The organism is Kitasatospora sp. NBC_01287 (assembly GCF_026340565.1).
Taxonomy (GTDB): Bacteria; Actinomycetota; Actinomycetes; order Streptomycetales; family Streptomycetaceae; genus Kitasatospora.
In genome coordinates, this window is record NZ_JAPEPB010000001.1 from 6,116,100 (window position 1) to 6,138,794 (window position 22,695).

Annotated in this window: 21 protein-coding genes and 3 tRNA genes; 20 read left to right on the forward strand and 4 right to left on the reverse strand. The window is 73.4% G+C overall.

Translation table 11 applies throughout. The features are described 5' to 3' along the window. The 9 genes from OG455_RS26460 (at position 1) to OG455_RS26500 (ending at position 11,008) form a co-directional block, all read left to right on the forward strand. Positions 1 to 3,585, forward strand: a complete 3,585-nt coding sequence (locus OG455_RS26460) for an Rne/Rng family ribonuclease (protein ID WP_266297796.1) — start codon at positions 1 to 3, stop codon at positions 3,583 to 3,585. Between the two features lie 231 nt (positions 3,586 to 3,816). Then, positions 3,817 to 4,131 (forward strand): 50S ribosomal protein L21, encoded by a 315-nt coding sequence (rplU, locus tag OG455_RS26465; protein ID WP_266297798.1) that lies wholly within the window; start codon positions 3,817 to 3,819, stop codon positions 4,129 to 4,131. A 16-nt stretch (positions 4,132 to 4,147) separates the two neighbouring features. Continuing rightward, entirely contained in the window at positions 4,148 to 4,405 is a 258-nt protein-coding gene (gene rpmA, locus OG455_RS26470; RefSeq protein ID WP_030058248.1) for a 50S ribosomal protein L27, read from the forward strand. A 94-nt stretch (positions 4,406 to 4,499) separates the two neighbouring features. Continuing rightward, the gene (obgE, locus tag OG455_RS26475; protein ID WP_266297815.1) at positions 4,500 to 5,993 is read left to right on the forward strand and encodes a GTPase ObgE; all 1,494 of its coding nucleotides are present in this window, start codon (positions 4,500 to 4,502) and stop codon (positions 5,991 to 5,993) included. 142 nt (positions 5,994 to 6,135) lie between these two features. Beyond that, complete coding sequence (proB, locus tag OG455_RS26480; RefSeq protein ID WP_266297817.1) at positions 6,136 to 7,272, forward strand: glutamate 5-kinase; 1,137 nt, start codon at positions 6,136 to 6,138, stop codon at positions 7,270 to 7,272. After that, complete coding sequence (locus OG455_RS26485; RefSeq protein ID WP_266297819.1) at positions 7,154 to 7,786, forward strand: hypothetical protein; 633 nt, start codon at positions 7,154 to 7,156, stop codon at positions 7,784 to 7,786. The genes proB and OG455_RS26485 overlap by 119 nt, the downstream gene beginning before the upstream one ends. 88 nt (positions 7,787 to 7,874) lie before the next feature. Continuing rightward, positions 7,875 to 9,143 (forward strand): glutamate-5-semialdehyde dehydrogenase, encoded by a 1,269-nt coding sequence (locus OG455_RS26490; RefSeq protein WP_266297821.1) that lies wholly within the window; start codon positions 7,875 to 7,877, stop codon positions 9,141 to 9,143. 108 nt (positions 9,144 to 9,251) lie between these two features. After that, positions 9,252 to 9,851, forward strand: coding sequence for a hypothetical protein (locus OG455_RS26495; RefSeq protein ID WP_266297823.1), 600 nt, complete (start codon positions 9,252 to 9,254; stop codon positions 9,849 to 9,851). A 71-nt stretch (positions 9,852 to 9,922) separates the two neighbouring features. Further along, positions 9,923 to 11,008 (forward strand): hypothetical protein, encoded by a 1,086-nt coding sequence (locus OG455_RS26500; protein ID WP_266297825.1) that lies wholly within the window; start codon positions 9,923 to 9,925, stop codon positions 11,006 to 11,008. Here OG455_RS26500 and OG455_RS42125 read toward each other — a convergent pair. Beyond that, the gene (locus tag OG455_RS42125) at positions 11,005 to 11,766 is read right to left on the reverse strand and encodes a hypothetical protein (protein WP_323185578.1); all 762 of its coding nucleotides are present in this window, start codon (positions 11,764 to 11,766) and stop codon (positions 11,005 to 11,007) included. The two genes, OG455_RS26500 and OG455_RS42125, sit on opposite strands and share 4 nt — an antisense overlap. Next, positions 11,756 to 12,433: a response regulator transcription factor gene (locus tag OG455_RS26510; RefSeq protein WP_266297827.1), complete on the reverse strand. Its 678-nt coding sequence runs from the start codon at positions 12,431 to 12,433 to the stop codon at positions 11,756 to 11,758. Before OG455_RS26510 ends, OG455_RS42125 begins: the two co-directional genes overlap by 11 nt. Before the next feature lie 128 nt (positions 12,434 to 12,561). On the opposite strand from OG455_RS26510, the gene OG455_RS26515 reads away from it, so the two are divergent. Next, complete coding sequence (locus OG455_RS26515) at positions 12,562 to 13,956, forward strand: DUF2079 domain-containing protein (protein WP_266297829.1); 1,395 nt, start codon at positions 12,562 to 12,564, stop codon at positions 13,954 to 13,956. 22 nt (positions 13,957 to 13,978) lie between these two features. Here OG455_RS26515 and OG455_RS26520 read toward each other — a convergent pair whose 3' ends face one another. Continuing rightward, entirely contained in the window at positions 13,979 to 15,052 is a 1,074-nt protein-coding gene (locus tag OG455_RS26520) for a M48 family metallopeptidase (RefSeq protein ID WP_266297831.1), read from the reverse strand. 210 nt (positions 15,053 to 15,262) lie between these two features. Between OG455_RS26520 and OG455_RS26525 the strand changes: the two genes are divergently transcribed. From OG455_RS26525 to OG455_RS26560, 8 genes are all read left to right on the forward strand, one after another. Then, positions 15,263 to 15,406, forward strand: a complete 144-nt coding sequence (locus tag OG455_RS26525) for a hypothetical protein (protein WP_266297833.1) — start codon at positions 15,263 to 15,265, stop codon at positions 15,404 to 15,406. Between the two features lie 137 nt (positions 15,407 to 15,543). Continuing rightward, positions 15,544 to 15,690, forward strand: a complete 147-nt coding sequence (locus OG455_RS26530; protein ID WP_266297835.1) for a hypothetical protein — start codon at positions 15,544 to 15,546, stop codon at positions 15,688 to 15,690. Positions 15,691 to 15,827: 137 nt separating this feature from the next. Next, positions 15,828 to 16,451 carry a nicotinate-nucleotide adenylyltransferase gene (gene nadD, locus OG455_RS26535; RefSeq protein WP_266297837.1) on the forward strand — a complete coding sequence of 208 codons (624 nt, stop codon included), beginning with the start codon at positions 15,828 to 15,830 and terminating at the stop codon, positions 16,449 to 16,451. 26 nt (positions 16,452 to 16,477) lie between these two features. Next, positions 16,478 to 18,307, forward strand: coding sequence for an LCP family protein (locus tag OG455_RS26540; protein WP_266297839.1), 1,830 nt, complete (start codon positions 16,478 to 16,480; stop codon positions 18,305 to 18,307). Between the two features lie 106 nt (positions 18,308 to 18,413). Further along, positions 18,414 to 18,857, forward strand: coding sequence for a ribosome silencing factor (rsfS, locus tag OG455_RS26545; RefSeq protein ID WP_266297841.1), 444 nt, complete (start codon positions 18,414 to 18,416; stop codon positions 18,855 to 18,857). Then, a complete protein-coding gene (locus OG455_RS26550) occupies positions 18,854 to 19,501 on the forward strand; it encodes a histidine phosphatase family protein (RefSeq protein ID WP_266300962.1) in 648 nt (215 codons plus the stop codon). The genes rsfS and OG455_RS26550 overlap by 4 nt, the downstream gene beginning before the upstream one ends. Before the next feature lie 123 nt (positions 19,502 to 19,624). Continuing rightward, a tRNA-Ala gene (locus tag OG455_RS26555) sits at positions 19,625 to 19,697 on the forward strand. Positions 19,698 to 19,736: 39 nt separating this feature from the next. After that, positions 19,737 to 19,809 (forward strand) — tRNA-Ala (locus OG455_RS26560). 63 nt (positions 19,810 to 19,872) lie between these two features. Here the strand turns inward: OG455_RS26560 and OG455_RS26565 are convergent. Continuing rightward, positions 19,873 to 20,835 (reverse strand): helix-turn-helix transcriptional regulator, encoded by a 963-nt coding sequence (locus OG455_RS26565; protein ID WP_266297844.1) that lies wholly within the window; start codon positions 20,833 to 20,835, stop codon positions 19,873 to 19,875. A gap of 102 nt (positions 20,836 to 20,937) precedes the next feature. Between OG455_RS26565 and OG455_RS26570 the strand changes: the two genes are divergently transcribed. Further along, positions 20,938 to 22,419: an MFS transporter gene (locus OG455_RS26570; RefSeq protein ID WP_266297846.1), complete on the forward strand. Its 1,482-nt coding sequence runs from the start codon at positions 20,938 to 20,940 to the stop codon at positions 22,417 to 22,419. A 186-nt stretch (positions 22,420 to 22,605) separates the two neighbouring features. After that, positions 22,606 to 22,678: transfer RNA gene (locus OG455_RS26575), tRNA-Ala, on the forward strand. The last annotated feature ends 17 nt before the right edge of the window (positions 22,679 to 22,695 follow it).

Below are 22,695 nucleotides of genomic sequence, written 5' to 3' on the forward strand. Positions count from 1 at the left end.
ATGCCTGAGAACGAGAACAACGAGCAGAACGATTCGCAGCAGACCCCGATCGGGGATGCCGCGCCGCCGCGCCGCCGTCGCCGCGCGGTGTCCCGCCCGGCCGGTACCCCGCAGGGGGCCGAGGGCGGCGAGACCGTGATCCCGGTCGAGAGCGCGCCGACCGTCACCGAGCCCGCTGCCGAGTCGGCTGCGGCCGAGCCGGCCGCCGCCGAGCCACCGGTCCGGGCCCGTCGCACCCGCAAGCGCGCCGAGTCCCCGGTGACCAGCCCGGCCGCCGAGGCGCCCGTCACCGAGGAGCCCGCCGCCGAGGTGGCGCCGGTCGAGGAGCCCGCGGCGGAGAAGCCGGTCCGGGCCCGCCGTACCCGCAAGCGCGCCGAAGCCGCGCCGGTCGAGGCCGAGGCGCCCGCCGAGGCGCCCGCTGAGCAGCCCGCCGCCGAGGTGGCGCCGGTGGAGGAGCCCGCGGCGGAGAAGCCGGTCCGGGCCCGTCGCACCCGCAAGCGCGCCGAGTCCCCGGTGACCAGCCCGGCCGCCGAGGCGCCCGTCACCGAGGAGCCCGCAGCCGAGGAGCCCGCCGCCGAGGAGGAGCCCGTCGAGGCCGCCCCGGCCGTCGTCGCGCCGCCCGCCCCGGCCGAGGAGCACCACACCGAGGCCCCGCGGGCCCGGCGCCGCGCCGTGCGTCCGGCCACCGCCGTCTTCCAGGCCCCGGTCTTCCAGGAGCCCGCCTCCTACGTCGCCCCCGCGCCCGCCGCCGCCCCGGCCGCTGCTGCCCCCGCCGCCGCCCCCGCCGTGTCGAAGGCCACCGCGGCTCCCGCCCCTGCCGCGGCGAAGGCCGCCGCGCCCGCCGCCGCCCCGGTGGAGGAGGACGAGGAGTACGAGTACAGCGGTGTCGGTCGCCGCCGCCGTGGTGGCCGCGCCCCGGTGCGGGTCACCCCGCCGACCGGCCGCAAGGGTGCCGCCGCCAGGTCGGCCGCGCAGGCCGCTCCCGTCGCGAAGGCGGCACCCGCCGTGCAGGCGGCACCCCCCGTGCAGGCCGCGCCCGCCGAGCCCGCCGCGGCGGCCGTCGCCCCCGCGCAGCAGGGTCCGGAGCAGGACGGCGACTGGGAGGAGGACGGTCGTCCGTCCTCGCGCCGGCGCCGTCGTGGCGGCCGTCGCCGCCGCCGTGGCGAGGCCGAGGAGTTCGAGGCGGAGGGCCAGGAGCAGTCCGCCGCCGAGCCGGTCGAGCCCGCCGATGAGGCGGACACCGAGCCGGTCGACGAGGACGACGAGGACGACCTGGCCAACGGCCTGGCCTCGTCCCGCCGCCGTCGCCGCCGCCGCCGCCGCAGCGGGGACTCCGGTGGCGAGGCCGCCGAGCCCGTGAGCGAGGACGGTGTCCGCACGGTCGTGAAGGTGCGCGAGCCGCGCCGCCGCTCCACCGAGCCGTCCTTCGACCCGGACGAGGTGCAGTCGATCAAGGGCTCCACCCGTCTGGAGGCCAAGAAGCAGCGCCGCCGCGAGGGCCGCGAGCTGGGCCGCCGCCGGGTGCCGATCATCACCGAGGCCGAGTTCCTGGCCCGCCGCGAGTCGGTCGAGCGCGTCATGGTGGTGCGGCAGAACGGCGAGCGCACCCAGATCGGCGTCCTGGAGGACGGCGTCCTGGTCGAGCACTACGTCAACAAGGAGCAGGCCACCTCCTACGTCGGCAACGTCTACCTGGGCAAGGTCCAGAACGTGCTGCCGTCGATGGAGGCCGCCTTCGTCGACATCGGCAAGGGCCGCAACGCGGTGCTCTACGCCGGTGAGGTGAACTTCGGTCAGCTCGGCCACAGCGGCCCGCGCCGCATCGAGTCGGTGCTGAAGTCGGGTCAGTCCGTGCTGGTCCAGGTCTCCAAGGACCCGATCGGCCACAAGGGCGCCCGCCTCACCAGCCAGATCTCGCTGCCCGGCCGCTACCTGGTCTACGTGCCCGAGGGCTCGATGACCGGCATCAGCCGCAAGCTGCCCGAGAACGAGCGGGCCCGCCTCAAGCAGATCCTCAAGAAGATCGTCCCGGACGACGCGGGCGTCATCGTGCGCACCGCCGCCGAGGGCGCCAGCGAGGACGAGCTCACCCGCGACGTGCAGCGTCTGCAGGCGCAGTGGGAGGAGATCCAGAAGAAGGCGGCCTCCGGCAACGCGCCGACGCTGCTCTACGGCGAGCCGGACATGACCGTCCGGGTGGTCCGCGACATCTTCAACGAGGACTTCAGCAAGGTCATCGTCTCCGGCGGCGAGGCGTGGAACACCATCCACGAGTACGTCGGCGGGGTCGCGCCCGACCTGGTGGACCGGCTGCAGAAGTGGACGTCCAACGTCGACGTCTTCGCCACCTACCGGATCGACGAGCAGCTGATGAAGGCGCTGGACCGCAAGGTCTGGCTGCCCAGCGGCGGCTCGCTGGTGATCGACCGGACCGAGGCGATGGTCGTGGTCGACGTCAACACCGGCAAGTTCGTCGGTCAGGGCGGCAACCTCGAAGAGACCGTCACCCGCAACAACATCGAGGCGGCCGAGGAGATCGTCCGCCAGCTGCGGCTGCGCGACCTCGGCGGCATCATCGTGATCGACTTCATCGACATGGTGCTGGAGTCCAACCGTGACCTGGTGCTGCGCCGCCTGCTGGAGTGCCTGGGCCGGGACCGGACCAAGCACCAGGTGGCCGAGGTCACCTCGCTGGGCCTGGTGCAGATGACCCGCAAGCGGGTCGGCCAGGGCCTGCTGGAGTCCTTCTCCGAGTCCTGCGTGCACTGCAACGGGCGCGGCGTGATCGTCCACATGGAGCAGCCGACCTCCCCCGGCGGCGGTGGCGGCCCGGTCGGCACCGCCGGCGAGGGCGCGGGTGCGGGCAAGCGCCGGCGTCGCGGCAAGGGCGGGGCGGGCCACGAGGAGCCGCAGCCGCACCTGATCGAGGACGAGGCCGCCGCGGAGCACGAGCACGAGGAGTTCGAGCTCGTCGACCGCGGGGCGCAGGACGTCGAGGCCGTCGAGGCCGTCGAGTCGGCCGAGGACCTCGCGCAGGACGTCGAGGAGGCCGCCGTCGAGCAGGCGGCCACCGAGGCCCCGGCCCCGGTCGTCGAGCAGCCCAGCCTGGTGGAGATCCCGGTCGCCGCCCCGGCCGCCGGCCGTACCCGCCGCCGCGCGGTGCGCAAGGCCACCGCCTCGGCGGGCAGCCCGGACGAGGCCGAGATCGTGGTGCTGCAGTCGCGCGCCGAAGCCGTGGTGGAGGCCGCGCTGGCCGCCGCCGCCCCGGTCGCGGCAGAGCGGCCCGCCGAGGTGGCCGAGGCCACCGTCGGGGTCGCCGAGGTCGCCGAGGTCGCCGAGCAGGCCACTGAGGCCGCCGAGGCCACTGTCGCCGCTGAGCCCGCGGAGGAGGCCGAGGAGCCCGCTCCGAAGAAGCGGGCCCCGCGCAAGGCCGCCGCCAAGAAGACCGCCACCGCCACCACCGCCGCCGCCAAGAAGACGACGACGGCGGCCAAGAAGACCACCGCCCGCAAGACCGCCACCAAGCGGACCAGCGCGGCGGCCAAGAAGGCAGCCGCCGCCGAGGGTGATTCGGCCGCGGAGTGACCCGGGTGCGGGGTGGCCCTCGCGGCCACCCCGTGCTCCGTACGGCCCGAGCCGCTCGGTTTGCTCCAGCGGCGACCGGTCCGTATTCTTGACCATCGGCGTGTCTACGCCAATGCTCCCGAGCACATCACCTCCCGAACCTTCGCAAGTCGGAGCGGGGGAGGCCGCTGTGTCCATACCCAGCGGCTGGCATCGAGAGTTCCGAACCGAGCAGTGGAAAGCAGGTACCGCATGTACGCGATCGTTCGCGCCGGCGGCCGCCAGCACAAGGTCGCCATCGGCGACGTGCTGGAGATCGACCGTGTCGACGTCAAGCCGGGTGACTCGGTGGAGCTCTCGACCATCCTGGTCGTCGACGGCGAAGCCGTCACGTCCGACCCGTGGGTCCTCGCCGGTGTGAAGGTTCACGCCGAGGTCGTCGACCACACCAAGGGTGAGAAGATCATCATCCTTCGTTACAAGAACAAGACCGGCTACCGTCGGCGCCAGGGTCACCGCCAGCGTCACACCGCCGTCCGCATCACCAGCATCGACTCCGCGAAGTAAGTAAGGGGATAGCGAGATGGCACACAAGAAGGGCGCAAGCTCTACCCGCAACGGCCGTGACTCGAACGCCCAGCGCCTCGGCGTCAAGCGCTTCGGCGGCCAGGTCGTCAGCGCCGGCGAGATCCTGGTCCGCCAGCGTGGCACCCACTTCCACCCGGGTGCGGGCGTCGGTCGCGGTGGCGACGACACCCTGTTCGCGCTGACCGCCGGTGCGGTCCAGTTCGGCAACCGTCGCGGCCGCAAGGTCGTCAACATCGTGGCCGTCGAGGCCTGATCCAGCTCTTCCGCTGGATCCTGTGCAGGGTGGATCGGAATCTCCGGTCCACCCTGCGCGTTTTATCACCCGTCGCCAATGGGAGGCACCGCTCATGACCACCTTCGTGGACCGCGTCGAACTGCACGTCGCCGCGGGTAACGGAGGCCACGGCTGCGCCTCCGTACACCGGGAGAAGTTCAAGCCGCTCGGCGGCCCGGACGGCGGCAACGGCGGTGAGGGCGGCACCGTGACCCTCGTGGTCGACGCCAACATCACCACGCTGCTCGAGTACCACTACTCGCCCAAGCGCAAGGCCGGCAACGGCAAGCCGGGCGCGGGCGGGCACCGCACCGGGGCCAACGGCGAGGACCTGGTGCTGCCGGTCCCCGACGGCACCGTGGTGCTGGACAAGCAGGGCAACGTGCTGGGCGACCTGGTCGGCCACGGCACCACCTTCGTGGCCGCCGCCGGCGGTCGCGGCGGGCTCGGCAACTCCGCGCTGGCCTCCTCGCGCCGCAAGGCCCCCGGCTTCGCCCTGCTCGGCGAGCCCGGCGAGGCCCGCGACATCGTGATGGAGCTCAAGTCCGTCGCCGACGTCGCGCTGGTCGGCTACCCGAGCGCCGGCAAGTCCTCGCTGATCTCGGTGCTCTCGGCCGCCAAGCCGAAGATCGCGGACTACCCGTTCACCACCCTGATCCCCAACCTCGGCGTGGTCACCGCCGGCGACATGGTCTACACCGTCGCCGACGTCCCCGGCCTGATCCCCGGCGCCAGCCAGGGCAAGGGCCTGGGCCTGGAGTTCCTGCGCCACGTCGAGCGCTGCTCCGTCCTGGTGCACGTGCTGGACTGCGCCACCCTGGAGCCGGGCCGCGACCCGCTCACCGACCTGGAGACCATCGAGGCCGAGCTCGCGCAGTACGGCGGCCTGGAGGACCGGCCGCGACTGGTCGCGCTGAACAAGGTGGACGTCCCGGACGGCCAGGACATCGCCGACCTCACCCGCGAGTCGCTGGAGGAGCGCGGCTACCGGGTCTTCGAGGTCTCCGCCGCCTCCCGCTCCGGGCTGCGCGAGCTCAGCTTCGCGCTCGCCCAGATCGTCGCCGAGGCGCGTGCCGCCAAGCCGATCGAGGAGTCCACCCGGATGGTGCTGCGGCCCACGGCCGTGGACGACACGGGCTTCACCGTCACCGAGGAGGACGGCGCCTTCCGGGTGCGCGGCAGCAAGCCGGAGCGCTGGGTGCGCCAGACCGACTTCAGCAACGACGAGGCCGTCGGCTACCTCGCCGACCGGCTGGCCCGGCTCGGCGTCGAGGACCAGCTGTGGAAGGTCGGTGCGCGCGAGGGTGACACCGTCATCATCGGCCCCGACGAGAACGCCGTGGTCTTCGACTGGGAGCCCAGCATGGCCGCCGGCGCCGAGATGCTCGGCCGCCGCGGCGAGGACCACCGCTTCGAGACCCCCCGCCCGGCCGTCGACCGCCGCCGCGACAAGCAGAAGGGCCGCGACGCCGCCGAGACCGAGTACCTCGCCTTCGAGGCGCTCTCCTCCGGCCGCCCGGCCGCGATCGATGAGGGTGACGAGGGCGACGTGGGCGACGAGGAGTAGCAGCGGACGCGGGCCCGGCCCGCGGTCGTCCAACACCCGCCAGCGGCCCGTCCGGACAGTGATATCCGGTTCGGGCCGCTCCGCGTTTTCGCGTACATTGCGCACAGCGGCGGACCACCACAGCGTGTAAGGGACATGACCGATGAGCGATCAGACACTGCGTCAGGACGTCCTGACCGCCCGGCGGATCGTCGTCAAGGTCGGCTCCTCCTCGCTCACCACGGCGGCCGGCGGGCTGGACGCCGACCGGGTGGACGCACTGGTCGACGCGCTCGCCAAGGCGCTCGGCAGAGCCGAGGCGCCGGAGTTGGTGCTGGTCTCCTCCGGCGCGATCGCGGCCGGTCTGGCGCCGCTGGGGCTGGCCCGGCGCCCGGCGGACCTGGCCCGCCAGCAGGCGGCCGCCAGCGTCGGCCAGGGCCTGCTGGTGGCCCGCTACACCGCCTCCTTCGCCCGCTACGGCCTGCGGGTGGGCCAGGTGCTGCTCACCGCCGAGGACGCCAGCCGCCGTGCGCACTACCGCAACGCCTACCGGACCCTGGACCAGCTGCTCGCGATGGGCGCCGTCCCGGTGGTCAACGAGAACGACACGGTGGCCACCGCCGAGATCAAGTTCGGCGACAACGACCGCCTCGCCGCCCTGGTCGCCCACCTGGTCCGGGCCGACCTGCTGATCCTGCTCTCCGACGTGGACGGCCTCTACGACGGCGACCCCAGCAAGCCCGGCACCCGGCGGATCGCCCAGGTGACCGGCCCGCAGGACCTGGCCGGCATCGAGATCGGCAGCACCGGCAAGGCGGGCGTCGGCACCGGCGGCATGGTCACCAAGGTCGAGGCCGCCCGGATCGCCACCGGCGCCGGCATCCCGGTGGTGCTCACCGCCGCCCGGCACGCCGCCGACGCGCTGGCCGGCCGCCCCACCGGCACCCTGTTCACCCGCACCGGTTCCCGCACCGCCGACCGGTTGCTCTGGCTGGCCCACGCGAGCAGCCCGCGCGGCGCCCTGCACCTGGACGACGGAGCGGTGCGGGCGGTGGTCGAGGGCGGCAAGTCGCTGCTGCCGGCGGGCGTCACCAAGGTGGACGGCGAGTTCGCCGCGGGCGATCCGGTCGACCTTCTTGCCGAAAACGGCCACATCATCGCTCGTGGGCTGGTCAACTTTGATGCGAGGGAGCTGCCGCGCCTGCTCGGCCGGTCGACCCGGGACCTGGCCCAGGAACTCGGCGCCGCCTACGAGCGTGAGGTCATCCACCGGGACGACCTGGTGGTGCTGCGCGGCTGACGGGCCGCCAGGTCGCGGCGGGCCCGGGGACAGAGCAGCAGCGTCGAACAGGAGGCCGCCGGTGGGACGTTGGGGCGACCGAGTGCTGCCCGAGCCGCCGGGGGAGGCCGGCGCCGTCGTCCGGCAGCTGCGCCCGGCCGCCGCCCAGGAGGCGGACGCCGCCGCGGCGGAGCAGGGCCGGCTCTGGCACGTGGTGCTCAGCGTGGCCGGGGAGGTGACACCGCTGGCCGCGCTGCGGGCGGGGCTGGAGCGGCTCGCCCACGACCACTCGTTCTTCCTCACCGCCCGCTACGCGGCCGACCACGCGGAGATCCGCTACTGGGAGCAGGCCCGCGACCTGCACGACGCGGCGGCCATCGCACTGCGGCTCTGGGGCGAGCACAAGGCCAGCGCCAAGCTGCCGCCGTGGGAGATCGTCGGCCTGGAGGTGGTCGACCGGGCCACCTACCACCAGCGGGTCGCCGAGGGCTTCGGCGAGCCGCCGAGCCAGCTGGGCGGCGTGCACCCGTACTGACCCGCCCGCCGACCCGTGCCGGGACCGGGGCGTCTCAGAGGGTGACGGGGACCGGAGGCGCCCTCGGCCAGTCGCTACCCTTCAGGGCATGACCATCGACAGCCCCGTCCTCGCCACCGCGCGCCGCGCCCGTACGGCCGCCGCCGCACTCGCCCCGCTGCCGCGCTCGGCCAAGGACGCCGCGCTGCTGGCGATCGCCGGGGCGCTCACCGAGCGCACCGCCGAGATCACCGCCGCCAACGCCGAGGACGTCGCCCGGGCCCGCGCGGCCGGCACCGCCGAGTCGGTGATCGACCGGCTCACCCTGACCCCCGAGCGGATCGGCGCCATCGCCGCCGACGTGCGCAGCGTGGTGGGCCTGCCCGACCCGGTGGGCGAGGTGGTGCGCGGCTACACCCTGCCGAACGGTCTGGACGTGCGGCAGGTGCGGGTCCCGCTGGGCGTGGTGGGCATCATCTACGAGGCCCGGCCGAACGTCACGGTGGATGCCGCCGCGCTCTGCCTGAAGTCCGGCAACGCGGTGCTGCTGCGCGGCTCGGCCTCCGCCTACCGCTCGAACACCGCCCTGGTCGCGGTGCTGCGCGACGCGGTGGCCGCCGCCGGGCTGCCCGCCGATGTGATCCAGCTGGTGCCGGGGGAGAGCCGCGACTCGGTCACCGAGCTGATGCGCGCCCGCGGCCTGGTCGACGTGCTGATCCCGCGCGGCGGCGCCGCGCTGATCAAGACCGTGGTGGAGGGTTCCACCGTGCCGGTGATCGAGACCGGCACCGGCAACTGCCACGTCTACGTGGACGCCGCCACCGACCTCGCGATGGCGGTCGGCATCCTGCTGAACTCCAAGGCCCAGCGGGTCAGCGTCTGCAACTCGGCGGAGACCCTGCTGGTCCACCAGGACGTCGCCGAGGAGTTCCTGCCGCTGGCGCTGACCGCGCTGGCCGAGGCGGGCGTGACCGTGCACGGTGACGAGGCGGTGCGCGAGCTCGCGGTCGGCTCGCCCGCCACGGTGCTGCCCGCCACCGACGAGGACTGGGCCGCGGAGTACCTCTCGCTGGACCTGGCGGCCGCCGTGGTGCCCTCGCTCGACGCCGCCGTCGAGCACATCAGGCGCTGGTCCTCAGGGCACACCGAGGCGATCGTCACCACCTCGCAGGCCGCCGCCCGGCGCTTCACCCAGCTGGTCGACTCGACCACGGTCGCCGTCAACGCCTCCACCCGGTTCACCGACGGGAGCGAGTTCGGCTTCGGTGCCGAGATCGGCATCTCGACCCAGAAGCTGCACGCCCGCGGCCCGATGGGCCTGCCGGAGCTGACCTCGACCAAGTACATCGTGACCGGCGACGGCCACGTCCGGGGCTAGCCGCACTGCCAGGCAGTGTCGGCCGTCGGTGGCCGACCGGCCGCGGCGCGTCAGTCCAAGTGCCGGGAGCCACAGACAAATCGCGCGCCCGGTAATACGCTGATTCCCGTGGCTGAGGATGTGGGGGGCTCGCCGTACTCCGACGGCGCCGACCACGGTGATGCGGACGACGAGTTCGCCACCGTGGTCCTCGACGAGGCCTTCATCAGATCCGCCGCGGTGTACGAGCCGAGCGCCAAGGAACGGCAGCTGGCCGCCGCCGAGGCCCGCAGCGAGCCGGAGCCGGGCATCGCGGTGCGACCGGTGGAGTACGGTGCCGACCGTCTCGACGGCCTGCCGCTGGAGCTACGCCCGCACCCCGCGGGCCTGGAGGACGACCGGATCTACACCGACCCCTGGGTCGGCGCCGGCCGGCGTCCGGGCCGCCGCCGCGCGGTCCGCTGGCCCGGCTACGGTCCCCGGGCGCAGGTCCGCGGCCAGGTCGCGCAGCAGCGCTGGCACCGGCCGCTGGCCTGGGTGCTGGTGATCGTGATGGGGGTCAGCCTGGTGGCCGTGGCCGTCGCGGCGGTCTACCGGGGTTCCGGCAGTGCCCCCGGACGACGTCCCGAGGTCGGCACCAGTCGCTCGGCGGACCCGGCCCCGGCGCCGCCCGCCGCCGACGCCAGTGCGCGACCCGGCGCGGCCGCCGTTCCGCTGCCCACCGGCTGAGCAGGTCACCGCTCGGACACGTTGCGTCCCGGGTCTCGTTCCCGGACCGAGCCGCGCTCTACCCTTGAGTCATGGGTGACCGGGGTGAGCCTCCGGAGGGTGTGCCCGAGGGTGGTTCCGGAAGCGATGACGAATACCGATCCGTCGTCTTCGACGAGTCCTTCGTCAGGGCTGCCCGGATCACCGAGCTCTCGGCCGAGGAGCGCCTGGGAGGCGGCTCCCGGGCGATCCGGCACAAGGTCGGCGCGGGGGCGTTCACCTCGCTGCCGCGCCAGGCACTGACCCTGCTGCTGCTCATCGTGCTGGCCTTCGGCGCCGCCGTCTACTTCGGTGTCACCGCGCCGCGGGGCGACCCGGGCCAGTCGGGCGCCACCCAGCTGACCGCCGAACTGACCGCGCTCGCCCCGGCCACGGGCGAGGTGCCGGCGGCGGACCCGAGCAGCCCGTTCGCCTCACTCGCGGCCGCGACGGGCTACGCGGACGGCAGCGCGGGCTTCGGCCTGCCTGCCGTCCGTACCGCGACGGCGCACTTCAGCCAGTCGCAGGTCAGCGTCGCGCTGGACACCGTGCGCCGCTACCTGGAAGCCACCGAGCTGGCCCCGGCGGTACTGGTGCAGGGGCAGACGGCGCCGGTCCGGGCGCTGCTGGCACCCCAGGAGCAGGACCAGTTCGACCAGAGCGTGGCCTCCCCCGCCGACGACCAGCACCACAGCGCCACCGGCTGGATGGTGCGCTTCGACCCGATGCGGATCGCCCTGGCCACGGACACCGTCAAGGTGGCCGGCGGGGTGACGGTCACCGAGCTCGATCCGGGCACCCTGCAGATCACCAGCGACCACACGCTGGTCTACGCGCTGCGCCCGGCCGGCGCGGTGACCAACGGCCCGGTCAGCCTCTACACGGTCCGCCGCGAGGTGCGTTTCGACCTCGGGCCCACCGACATCGCCAACGCGCAGGTGCGGCTGGTCGACTCGGTCGAGCAAGCCGGCCCGACCGCGTGCGGCGCCGCCCAGGCCGACTACCTGCGGCCGCTGGCGGTCGGCCCGGTCGGCCCGGTCGGCTCGGCTGCCGCCCGGCCCGGCGCGGTGGACCCGGCCGACCGCTCGCAGCCGGCCTGGCAGCAGTGCGCGGTGCTGGCGACGCCGACCGGGTCCTAGGCCGTGCTCGGCCCTAGCTCCGCTGCTGCCGGGCGGCGAGGGGGGAGGCGGACCACCAGCTGGGCCCCGTGACCGCTGGGCGGTTCGGTCGCGGCGGGGTGGGCCAGCGGCACCTCCAGGGAGCTGCGCAGCTCGTGCGAGGCGTCGGCGACCAGTCGGCGCTGCTCGCCCAGGGCCCGTTCCAGCTTGCCGAGCGTGACGTTGGTGGTCGCGGCCAGCCGGGAGATCCCGTCGCGCGCCTTGGGCACCGGGACCCGCTCGTGGAAGGCGCCGTCGCCGATCTCGGCCATCCGCCGCCGGATCGCCTCCACCGGGCGTAGTGCCAGGCCGGTGACCAGGTAGGCCGTCAGCGCGACGAAGAGGGAGGCGCCCGGGGCCAGGTAGCAGCCGAGGATGCGGGTGATGGTGTCGCCGGCCCGGTCGGCCTCCCGCGGGTCGACGAGGACGTGGACGGTGAGCCGCTGAGTGCGTGGCGCGGCACCATCGGCGTACGCGCCGCCGTAGGCGACGATCTGCGCGGGGGTGACCTCCCTGGTCTGGTACTCCTCGTCCGGGCCCGAGGGGACCTTGCCGGCGATGTTCTCCACCGCCATCCGGGCCTGGTCGGTGGCCTCCCGCTCCAGTTCGTCGTGCACCGACCGGCCCACCCAGTACGCCGCCACCCCGAAGGGCAGGGCCGAGGCGACCAGCGCCGCCACCGCCGCCCGCGCCCGCACCCCGAGCCGGGGACGGCGTGGTGGGCGCCGCTCAGTCGCCATGGGGCGTCAGCCGGTAGCCGATGCCGCGCACGGTCTCGATCCGGCAGAGGGCGTCGGAGCCGGCCAGCTTGCGGCGGAGCGCCGCGATGTAGACCTCCACGATGTTGGCGTCGCCGCGGAAGGCCGAGTCCCAGACCGCGTCCAGGATCTCGGTCTTCGGCACCGCCTGGTCGGGGCGCCGGGCCAGGCACTCCAGCACCCCGAACTCCTTGACGGTCAGTCGCAGCACCCCCTCGCCCACCGTGCAGCGCCGGGCCGCCGGGTCGATCCGCAGGTCGGCGACGGCCAGCACCGAGGGGCGGGCCGCCGCGCCGCGGCGCAGCAGGGCGCGCAGCCGGGCGGTCAGCACCACATAGGAGAACGGCTTGCTGAGGAAGTCGTCGGCGCCGCAGTCCAGGGCCTCGGCCTCGTCGTACTCGCCGTTCTTCGCGGTCAGCATCAGAATCGGCACCGGATTGCGCTCGCGGCGCAGTTCCTGGCAGATCCGGAATCCGTTGAGGCCGGGCAGCATCAGGTCGAGCACGATTGCGGCGTAGTCGCAGGAGCGGGCGCGCTCCAGCCCGAGCAGGCCGTCGCCGACCACGTCGACCGCGTACCCCTCGGCCCTCAGGCCCTGGCTCAGCGACTGCGCGAGCCGCTCCTCGTCCTCGACCATCAGAAGGCGCATCGGCTCAGAATAGGTCAGTTCCCTTTCTTGGGGAGCCCCGCTGTCCGTTATGCCGCAAAGCTCCTGGCTGAATGAATCCTCAGGTTCGTTCAGAATTCCTTCAGCGCGATTTTCCTAGCGTCGGGCAGGTGGATAGTGGACGATTCGCCGCCGTGCGCGGCTGGAATTCCTGGATACCCGTACTGCCGGTCCTGGCCTTCGACCTGCTGCTCTCGGTGCCCCGGCAATGGCGGATGGAGACCAGCGGATTCGACCTCGGGATCTTCGAGGAGGCGGTCCGCGGCTACGCGGGGTTCCACGCGCCGGTGGCCGCGCTCAAGGGCACCGCCTTCAACCTGCTCGGCGATCACTTCAGCCCGCTGCTTGCGGTGCTGGCGCCGGTCTACCGGCTCTTCCCCTGCGCGGCCACGCTGCTGGTGGCCCAGGCGCTGCTCTTCGCGCTCTCCTGCGTGCCGGTCACCGCGCTGGCCGTCGAGCGGCTGGGGCGGCGGCGCGGGGTGGCGGTGGGGCTGGCCTACGGATTCTCCTGGGGGCTCTGGAAGGCGACCCAGTTCGACTTCCACGAGGTGGCGCTGGCCGTCCCACTGACCGCTTGGGCGGTGGCCGCGCTGGCTCGCGGCCGCTACCGGGCGGCGGTCTGCTGGGCGCTGCCGCTGTTGCTGGTCAAGGAGGACCAGGGGCTGATGCTGGCAGGCATCGGCGTCTACGTGTTCTGCCGGGGCCGGCGGCTGCTGGGCACCGGCGCGGTGCTGGCGGCGGTGGCGGGCACGTTGCTGGCGGTGCTGGTGGTGGTGCCCGCGCTGAACCCCGGCGGGGTGTACAGCTACGGCAACAACGGCGCCTGGCACGGCGACCCGCTGACCCGGCTGCTCCTGCCCGAACTCAAGTGGGACACGGTCGCGTTGCTGCTGGCGCCGACCCTCTTCGTGGCGCTGCGCTCACCGCTGGTGCTGCTGGCGGTGCTGCCCCTGGCGGCCCGGTTCTGGACGCCGGCGCCCAGCTACTGGGGTACCGCGTGCCACTACAACGCGACGTTGATGCCGGTGCTCTTCCTGGCGCTGGTGGACGGGCTGCACCGGATCCGGGCAGGTGCCGGTCACCGGCCGGGCCGTGCGGGGCGGGTGGTGCGGCGGGTGGCCGCGGCGGTGCCCGCGATCGCGCTGCTCCTGGGCCTGGCCACCGCCCCGCTGCCCGACCTGGCCGGGCCGAGCCCCGCGGTGCGCGCCGTCCGCCAGGTGCTGGCCGTGATACCGGACGGCGCGACGGTGGCCGCCGCCAACCAGCTCGCCCCTCAGCTGACGGACCGCTGCACCGTCTCGCTCTTCCCCTACCTGACCTACCCGGGTGCCACCGGGCCGGTCAACCGCCCGGTGGCCCGGTGGGTGGCGGCGCTGGACGATCCCGGCGACTTCCCGGTGCCCGAGAGCGAGCAGCTGAAGGCCACGGCGGCGCTGCCCGCCGCCGGCTACCGGGTGGTGGCGGCCGGCGGCGGGATCACGGTGTACCGCTGGGGGAGTTCCTAGGGCAGCGGCGAGGGCCCAGCTCCTAGTCGCGCGGCTCGTCCTCCGGCGCCCGGCCGGAGGCCTTCGCGCCGGTGAAGGTGTCGCGCAGCTTGCCGCCCACCGAGCCGGCGCCGTCCGCGATGTCGCGCAGCAGCGAGAAGAGCGGGTCCTTGCTCTCCTTGATCGACTTGCCGTAGGAGTCGGCGGCCGCGCGCCACTGCTCGGAGACGCTGGTGTCCGGGTCGTCCGCGCGGCGCGGGTAGGCGCCCGCCAGGATCGAGCGGTACTCCTCGCCCTCCGACCACTGCTTGAGCTTGGCGACCCGGACCACCGCGAACGGGTGGGTCTGCGGCAGCACCTGAAGCAGCTTCAGCACTCCGTCGCGCAGGTCGCCGGCCTTCTCGTACTCCTCGGCCTGCTCCAGGAAGGCGTCCACGTTCATCTCGCCGAGGTTGTGGCCGCCGGCCAGCTTCATCAGGCCGCGCATCGAGGCCTGCGGGTCCTGACCCGCCAGCAGGCCGGCCCGGTCGCAGGAGAGTTCGGCCTTGCGGAACCACTCCTTGAGCGCGGTGACCAGCGCCATGATCGCCAGGTTGCCCAGCGGTATCCAACCGACCCGGGCGGCCAGGTTGGTCAGGATCAGCAGCATCGTCCGGTAGACCGCGTGGCCGGACATCGCGTGGCCGACCTCGTGGCCGACCACGGCCCGCAGCTCCTCCTCGTCCAGCAGCTCGACCAGGCCGGTGGTCAGCACGATCACCGGGGTGTCCATGCCGATGCACATCGCGTTGACGGTCGGGTCCTGCGTCACGTACAGGTCGGGGACCCGTTCGAGGTCCAGGATGTAGGCCGCGTCCCGGACCATGTCGTGGATCTCGGGGTACTGGCGCTCGGAGGCCTTCACGGCGGTGGCCAGGAACATCAGCCGCAGGCTGCGCTCGGAGACCAGGCCGGCCAGCTTCTTCAGGATCTCGTCGAAGCCCGAGAGCTTGCGCAGCGCGACCAGCGCCGAGCGGTCGGCCGGGTGCTCCCAGGCCCGGGTGGAGATGCCGGCGAATCGCTGGCGGCGGCGACCGGGCGTGCCCGTGGTGCCGTCACTCCGACTGGAATCGGTCATGTGCTGAGTACCTCCTGCTCGACGCCGGTCCCGGCCCATCGCCGGCCCCCGCTGGATCCGTCTGCTTCAACGTCCGCGTGCGCGTACTCGTCCCCGGGCTCGGCGCACGGCGCCCCGGCGGTGGCGGAACGGGGGCGGTGCGCACGGCTCGGCGGGGGCGGGTCTACGCTGGATTCCGATGTGTCACACCCTCCCCGAGGAGCCCTGCCGATGTCCCCCGACGCCCTGGTGAACCTGGCCGCGATCTCCAACGGCCCTGGTCCGGGCCTCTTCCTGCGGCTGATCGTGCTCGGGTCGATCATCGGCGTCTGCCTGCTCGCCTGGATCCTGGTCCGGGCCGGCCGCGACAACTGAGTCTCACCCGTTGTCAGACGCGGGGAGCCGCCGCGCGGTTGCGGGTAAGGGCCTCGTAGGATGAGGGGCGCGGGCCGCAGCGGCTCGCCGGGACCCGCGTCCTGGCCCCCCACCGAGTCGAGAAGGCCCTGCCGATCATGACCGCTAGCGCCCTGCCCGCCCTGACCCGCCTCGCCGAGGGCGGCGGCCACGACAGCCTGAACCCGCTGCTCACCGGTGGCAGCGCGCTGTTCATCCTGCTCATGCTGCTCTTCCTGGTGACCCGCTTCAACAAGGACCGCTGAGCCGCACCCCGCGCGAGCGACCAGCCGGCCCCGCGCGAGCGACCAGGGAGCGCCCCGAGAGCGGGACGCTCCCTTCGGTGCGTTGCGGCTCGGGCGGGGCGAGTGCCCCTTGAGCGGGTCGCGTAAGGTGTTGCGGCATGGGAGAGAGCAGGCCGACGGCGGGGCCCGGGCGGCGCAAGCGGCTGGGCGTCATGGGCGGAACCTTCGACCCGATCCACCACGGGCACCTGGTCGCCGCGAGTGAGGTGGCCAGCGCTTTTCACCTGGACGAGGTGATCTTCGTCCCGACCGGACGGCCGTGGCAGAAGAGCGGCACCACCGTCTCGGCGCCCGAGGACCGCTACCTGATGACGGTGATCGCCACCGCCGAGAACCCGCAGTTCTCGGTCAGCCGGATCGACGTCGACCGCGATGGGCCCACCTACACTGTCGACACCCTGCGTGAGCTGCGGGACCAGCACCCGGACGCCGACCTCTTCTTCATCACCGGCGCCGACGCCCTGGCCCAGATCCTCTCCTGGCGCGACGTCGAGGAGCTCTTCGCGCTCGCCCACTTCATCGGCTGCACCCGGCCCGGGCACACGCTCTCCGACGACGGGCTGCCGGCCGGCCGGGTCTCGCTGGTCGAGGTGCCGGCGCTGGCCATCTCCTCGACCGACTGCCGGCTGCGGGTGGCCAAGGGTGAGCCGGTCTGGTACCTCGTCCCGGACGGCGTGGTGCGGTACATCGACAAGCGGGCGCTCTACCTGGACGCCGGCTGAGCCGGAGGAAGACCTTGAGGGATGGCGTGACGGCAGACCACCAAGGGCCCGAGGACGGCGACTGGTCCACCGGGCAGTACCCGCAGCCGCAGGCGTACGCCTACGAGCCGTACGAGCAGCAGGCTCACCAGCAGCAGGAGTACGCCTCGTACGAGCAGCAGCAGGGGTACGCCCAGCCGTACCAGGAGCAGCCCCACCAGCAGCAGGGCGGTTACGAGCAGCAGCCGGTCTACCAGCAGGCGGGTTACGAGCAGGCGGGTTACGAGCAGCAGCCGGTCTACCAGCAGCAGGGGTACGCCCAGCCGTACCAGGGGCAGCCGTACCAGGAGCAGGCCTACCAGCAGCAGCCGCCGCTCTACCAGCAGCCGGTGTACGAGCAGCCGGTGTACGAGCAGCCGCGCTACGAGCAGCCGGCCGCTCCCGCGTCGCCCGCGCCCGTCCCGCCCGCGCCCGTCCCGCCGCCGCGCTCGACGTCCGTGCCGGCCCCGCCGCGCCCGCGCCCGGCGCCCCCGGCGCCCGCGCCCGCCGCACCGGCTGCGCCCGCCGAGCCCTCCGAGCAGGTCGGCGGCCGTCGCGCGGCCACCAAGCCGGCCCGGGAGGGCGACCAGGACGCGTACCAGACGGGCGAGTTCACCTTCGTCGACGAACCGGCGGAGGAGACCGAGGACGTCATCGACTGGTTGAAGTTCGCCGAGTCGCGCACCGAGCGCCGCGACGAGCGCCGCCGCAAGCTGCGCACCCGGCTGATCGGCGGTGCCGTCGCGGTGGCGCTGCTGGCCGGCGGCACGGTGGGCTACCTCTTCCACACCGGTGCGCTGGGCGGCTCGCAGTCGGCCGCGGCCGCGGTCGGGCAGCGCAGCGTGGTCGTGGTCCACCTGCGCGACCTGCAGGGCAAGGTGAGCAGCGTGCTGCTGGTCAACGACGCGGCCGGGCACAAGGGTTCGATGCTGCTGCTGCCCGACAGCCTGCAGCTGCCGACCGGCGGCGACACCCCCACCACCCAGCTGAGCGCCGCGATGGACTCGGTCGGCCCGGCCTCCACCCGGGACGCGCTGGCCGACCTGCTCGGGGCCCCGGTGGCCGGCACCTGGCGGCTGGACACCCCGTACCTGCGGCTGCTGGTGGCCCAGCTGGGCGGCGTCAAGGTGGACACCAACGCCGCGGTCAACGGCCCGGACGGCAAGCCGCTGGTCGGCCAGGGCAAGGGGCAGCTGCTGAGCGGCGACGGCGCGGTGGCCTACGCCACCTACCAGGCGCCCGGCGAGAGCCGCGACGCCCAGCTGAACCGCTTCGGCCAGGTGCTCACCGCGGCGATCGCCGCCATGCCGACCAAGCTCTCGGACGCCACCGCCGTGGTGGACAAGATGGGGGCGGTGCTCGACCCCTCGCTGCCGGAGAAGGCTCTGGCGGGCCTGCTGGTCGAACTCGCCCAGCAGGCCGGCGCCGGCCACTTCGGCACCACCGAGCTGCCGGTCCAGCCGGACGGCACGCTGGACCAGGCCAAGGCGGCCCCGGTGGTCAAGGACGTGCTCGGCAGCACCGTGCACCTGGCCGCCGCCACCAGCGCCCCGGCCCGGGTGAGCGTCGTGGACGCCAGTGGCAGCGGCGGCGCCGCAGCGCTGTCCGCCCAGGTGCAGGTGGTCGGCGCCGGTCTGAACTTCGTCCCCGGCGGCGCCACCGTGAGCGCGCAGCAGACCAGTGAGATCGACTACACCGACGACGGGCGCCTGGCGGCGGCCCAGTCACTGGCCGCCACCCTGGGCCTGCCGGGCAGCGTGGTGAAGAAGGTCACCACCGCCCAGACCGCCGACCTCGTGGTGGTGCTGGGCAAGGACTACCAGCCGCCCAAGCAGTAGTGCCGGGAGGTGCTCGGGTGCCCGGCCGGAGAACTCCGGCCGGGCCCGCTGTGCTGGCGTGAGATCCTGGAGACGGAAATTCATGTCATCGAGCCGGAAGAACACCGTGACCGCAACCGAACGCTCGCAGGAACTGATCACCGTCGCCGCCCAGGCGGCGGCCGACAAGCTCGCGCACAACGTGATCGCCTTCGACGTCAGCGACGTCCTGTCGATCACCGACGCCTTCCTCATCGCCTCGGCGGCCAACGACCGCCAGGTCAAGGCGATCGCCGAGGAGGTCGAGGAGCAGCTGCGCGAGCAGCTCGACGTCAAGCCGGTGCGCCGCGAGGGCGAGCGCGAGGGCCGCTGGATCCTGCTCGACTACCTGGACATCGTCGTGCACGTGCAGCACTCCGAGGAGCGCTCCTTCTACTCCCTGGACCGGCTCTGGAAGGACTGCCCGGAGCTGGAGCTGCCCGCTGACGCGCTGGCCACCCGCAACCGTCCCGAGGACGCGGCGACCGACGAGGCGGGCAACGCGGTCGGTTTCATCCAGGACTTCAGCTGAGCGGCCGCGCGGGGGGACCGCGGATCGTCTTCTGGCGGCACGGTCAGACCTCCTGGAACCTGGACTCCCGGTTCCAGGGCAGCACGGACATCCCGCTGACCGAGGTCGGCCGCGCCCAGGCCCGGCGCGCGGCCCGGCTGCTGGCCGGGCTGCGGCCCGACCTGCTGCTCTCCTCCGACCTGCAGCGGGCCGCGGCCACCGCCGCCGAGCTGGCCAGGCTCACCGGCCTGGAGGCGCAGCTGCACGAGGGCCTGCGGGAGACCTACGCGGGCACCTGGCAGGGCCTGACCCATGCCGAGATCCGCGAGCGCTACCCGCAGGAGTACGCGGCCTTCGGCCGTGGCGAGCCGGTGCGGCGCGGCGGCGGGGAGCTGAGCGCCGAGGTGGCCGACCGCTCGGTCCCGGTGGTGCTGGACGCCTTCGAGAAGCTGCCCGAGGACGGCACCCTGGTGGTGGTCAGCCACGGCGGCACGATCCGCACCATGCTGGGCCGGCTGCTCGGCCTGGACCCGAGCCAGTGGGAGTGCTTCGGCGGCCTCTCCAACTGCTGCTGGTCGGTGCTCGGCCAGGGCGCGCGCGGCTGGCGGCTGCTGGAGCACAACGCGGGGACGCTGCCGGAGCCGGTGATCGGCGACGACACCTGAGCGGAGCGGGGACGGGGTTCGAACCGGGCGGGATTTCGTCATTCCGGGTCTGACCAGCTAGAGTCTTCCTCGTTCGCAGGAGAGAAAGCGGCCCACCGGGGCAGCGGGACTCTCCGTGAGTGCGGGGCTGTAGCTCAGTTGGTAGAGCGCTTGCATGGCATGCAAGAGGTCCGGGGTTCAATTCCCCGTAGCTCCACTCCGCACCAGCGGTCCGTCATCGGCCCGCGCGTGTCGCGGGGCTGTAGCTCAGTTGGTAGAGCGCTTGCATGGCATGCAAGAGGTCCGGGGTTCAATTCCCCGTAGCTCCACAGACGGATGAAGGCCGGTACCCCTCGGGTACCGGCCTTCATCGTGTCCGGGCGCGGCCGGGCTCAGTGGCTGTGGTCGTTCGCCGGCGCGTCCGGGTGGGCGGTGACCCAGGCCATCCGCTCCCGGTCCCGCTCGCCCTCCGGCGTGTAGACCACCATGTACAGCTCCGGGGCGCCCGGAATGGTCAGGTAGGCGGCCTGGACCCGGATCTCGCCGACCCCCGCGTGCCGGAACACCTTGAGCGCGGTGGTGGCCGGCGCCACCTGCTGGGTCGCCCACAGTTCGCGGAACCGGGGGCTGTCGGCGGAGAGTTCGCGCACCCAGTCCTCCCAGGCCGGCTCGCCGACGTGCGAGGCGTAGGCGGCGCGCATCACCCCGACCATCCGGGGCAGCTCCTCGTCCCGGTTGACGAACGGGTTGCAGCAGTCGGGCACCATGAAGGCGCACCACATCGAGTTGCGGCGGCCGCGCGAGGCCCTGCTCCTGGTGGCACCGGGGAAGAGCGCGTCGTAGGCGGCGTTGTAGGCGAGCACGTCGTAGCGGCGGTTGCTGATCGCGGCCGGCATCGGCGTCAGGCCGTCCAGGATCACCTGCATCGCGGGATCGACAGCCGGGCAGACGGACGTCTCCAGCTCGGCGCCGGGCAGGCCGGCCAACCGGAACAGGTGCACCCGCTCCACCGCGTCGAGCAGCAGCGCCCGGGCGACGGCCGACATCACCTGCTCGCTGGCGTTGATCGGTCGGCCCTGTTCGAGCCAGGTGTACCAGGTGACCCCGACCCCGGCGAGCTGCGCCACCTCCTCGCGGCGCAGGCCCGGGGTGCGGCGGCGCAGGCCGGGCGGCAGGCCGACGTCGACGGGGGAGACCCGGGCCCGGCAGGCCTTGAGGAAGGCCGCCAGCTCGGTCCTGCGTGCTCTGGCCTGCCCGGGGCCGGGGCCGGGGGCGGTACCAGGGGCGGGGCCAGAGCCGGGGGCGGCGGGTGGCGCGGTCGCGGGTGCCGCAGGAGGAGTGTCCAGCACGGTCATGCCCTCATCCTGACGTAGCCGCCGGGCCTTTGGGAGGTAGTGCCGGTACCAGGATCAGCAGGCTCTAACCACCAGTACCGGTGCCCCGGCAAGCTGGCTGCCATGACGGACCTTCAGATCGAGCGGCCCCCGCGGGCCGCAGCCGCCAGCGCATCCGCATCTGCATCCGCTGCCCCCGCCGCCGCGGTCACCCACCGCCGCCCCGGCCTGCTGCTCGCGCTGATCCTCACCGGCCAGTTCATGGCCGTGCTGGACGTCGCGATCGTCAATGTCGCGGTGCCGACCATGCGGACCGACCTGCACGCCTCCGGCGCCGCCCTGCAGCTGGTGATCGCCGGCTACACGATCGCCTACGCGGTGCTGCTGATCACCGGCGCCCGGCTGGGGGCCCGGTTCGGGCACCGGCCGCTCTTCCAGGGCGGGCTGGTCGTCTTCACGGCCGCTTCGCTGCTCTGCGGTCTGGCCCAGGACACCGGGAGCCTGATCGGCTTCCGGCTGCTCCAGGGCACGGGTGCCGCGCTGATGGTGCCCCAGGTGATGAGCCTGATCCAGAAGACCTTCACCGGCCCGGCCCGGGCCCGGGCGCTGGGCATCTACACCGCGGTGCTGGCCGGGGCGAGCGTGGTGGGCCAGGTGGTGGGCGGTGTGCTGGTCAGCGCCGACCTCTTCGGCTCCGGCTGGCGTCCGGTCTTCCTGGTCAACGTGCCGATCGGCGTGGTGCTGCTGCTGGCCGGGCACCGGGTGCTGCCGAAGCTGCCGGTGGACCGGGAGCGCCGGTTCGACCTGGTGGGCCTGGTGCTCCTGGCGGCGGCGATCGGTCTGTTCGTGGTGCCGCTGGTGCTCGGCCACGAGCTGCGCTGGCCGCTCTGGGGTTGGCTGATGCTGGGCGCCTCGGTGCCGGTCTTCGCCGTCTTCGTGCTGGTGGAGCACCGGATCGGGGCGCGCGGTGGCCAGCCGCTGATCCACGGCCGGGTGTTGCGCTCGCCGGGGCTGCTGCCGGCCGCGGTGGCGATCTTCCTGGTCATGCTCCAGTTCGCCGGGTTCCTGTTCTCCTTCACGCTGCACCTGCAGGCGGGGCTGGGCTACAGCGCGCTGCACGCGGGTCTGCTCTTCGGCCCGGTCGCGATCGGGTTCGGGGTCTCCGGTCTGCACTGGCACCGGCTGCCCGCGCGGCTGCACCTGCCGCTGCCGGTGCTGGCGCTGCTGGTGGTCGCGGCCGGCTACCTGGCGCTCGGTCAGCTGCTGCGGCCCGGCGGTGGGCTCGGGGTCGGCGTCCAGGTGCTGCTGGTGGTGCTGGGGGCGGCCTCCGGCTCCGCGTACAGCCCGCTCTTCGCCCGGGCGCTGAGCCGGGTGGCGGCCGCCGACGCGCCGGACGCCAGCGGGGTGATGGTGACCATGGTCCAGCTCGGCCAGGTGGTCGGGGTGTCGCTGGTCGGCACCATCTTCCTCAGCTCGGTGAACTACCCGGCCCCGGCCGCGGCCTCGGGGCGCGCGCTGGCCGTCACCACCCTCGTGCTGGCGGTGTCGGCCCTGCTGGCATCGGTCTTCGCCCTGCGCACCCGCCGCGCGGCGGGCCTCGGCTAGTTCGCGGCACTGGTCGGCGCGGGGCCCGTACGCGCCCCGTACGCGCCCCGTCCCCGCCCTGCCAGGGTGGGGGCGGGGAATGGATTCGTTAACCGTCCCGTCGACCGTGTAAAGTAAGACCTGTCGCCAAGGGAGACCATCGGCGGCAAAAAAATGCGGCAAAATCGCATGACCACATCTGCATATGGGGCTGTAGCTCAGTTGGTAGAGCGCTTGCATGGCATGCAAGAGGTCCGGGGTTCAATTCCCCGTAGCTCCACAGTGACCGTAGGGCAC

Coding starts and splice junctions, on each gene's coding strand:
- OG455_RS26460 (WP_266297796.1), top strand. CDS start 1: ATGCCTGAGAACGAGAACAACGAGCAGAACGATTCGCAGCAGACCCCG.
- rplU (WP_266297798.1), top strand. CDS start 3,817: ATGTACGCGATCGTTCGCGCCGGCGGCCGCCAGCACAAGGTCGCCATC.
- rpmA (WP_030058248.1), top strand. CDS start 4,148: ATGGCACACAAGAAGGGCGCAAGCTCTACCCGCAACGGCCGTGACTCG.
- obgE (WP_266297815.1), top strand. CDS start 4,500: ATGACCACCTTCGTGGACCGCGTCGAACTGCACGTCGCCGCGGGTAAC.
- proB (WP_266297817.1), top strand. CDS start 6,136: ATGAGCGATCAGACACTGCGTCAGGACGTCCTGACCGCCCGGCGGATC.
- OG455_RS26485 (WP_266297819.1), top strand. CDS start 7,154: ATGCGAGGGAGCTGCCGCGCCTGCTCGGCCGGTCGACCCGGGACCTGG.
- OG455_RS26490 (WP_266297821.1), top strand. CDS start 7,875: ATGACCATCGACAGCCCCGTCCTCGCCACCGCGCGCCGCGCCCGTACG.
- OG455_RS26500 (WP_266297825.1), top strand. CDS start 9,923: ATGGGTGACCGGGGTGAGCCTCCGGAGGGTGTGCCCGAGGGTGGTTCC.
- OG455_RS42125 (WP_323185578.1), bottom strand. CDS start 11,766: ATGGCGACTGAGCGGCGCCCACCACGCCGTCCCCGGCTCGGGGTGCGG.
- OG455_RS26510 (WP_266297827.1), bottom strand. CDS start 12,433: ATGCGCCTTCTGATGGTCGAGGACGAGGAGCGGCTCGCGCAGTCGCTG.
- OG455_RS26520 (WP_266297831.1), bottom strand. CDS start 15,052: ATGACCGATTCCAGTCGGAGTGACGGCACCACGGGCACGCCCGGTCGC.
- OG455_RS26525 (WP_266297833.1), top strand. CDS start 15,263: ATGTCCCCCGACGCCCTGGTGAACCTGGCCGCGATCTCCAACGGCCCT.
- OG455_RS26530 (WP_266297835.1), top strand. CDS start 15,544: ATGACCGCTAGCGCCCTGCCCGCCCTGACCCGCCTCGCCGAGGGCGGC.
- nadD (WP_266297837.1), top strand. CDS start 15,828: ATGGGAGAGAGCAGGCCGACGGCGGGGCCCGGGCGGCGCAAGCGGCTG.
- OG455_RS26565 (WP_266297844.1), bottom strand. CDS start 20,835: ATGACCGTGCTGGACACTCCTCCTGCGGCACCCGCGACCGCGCCACCC.
- OG455_RS26570 (WP_266297846.1), top strand. CDS start 20,938: ATGACGGACCTTCAGATCGAGCGGCCCCCGCGGGCCGCAGCCGCCAGC.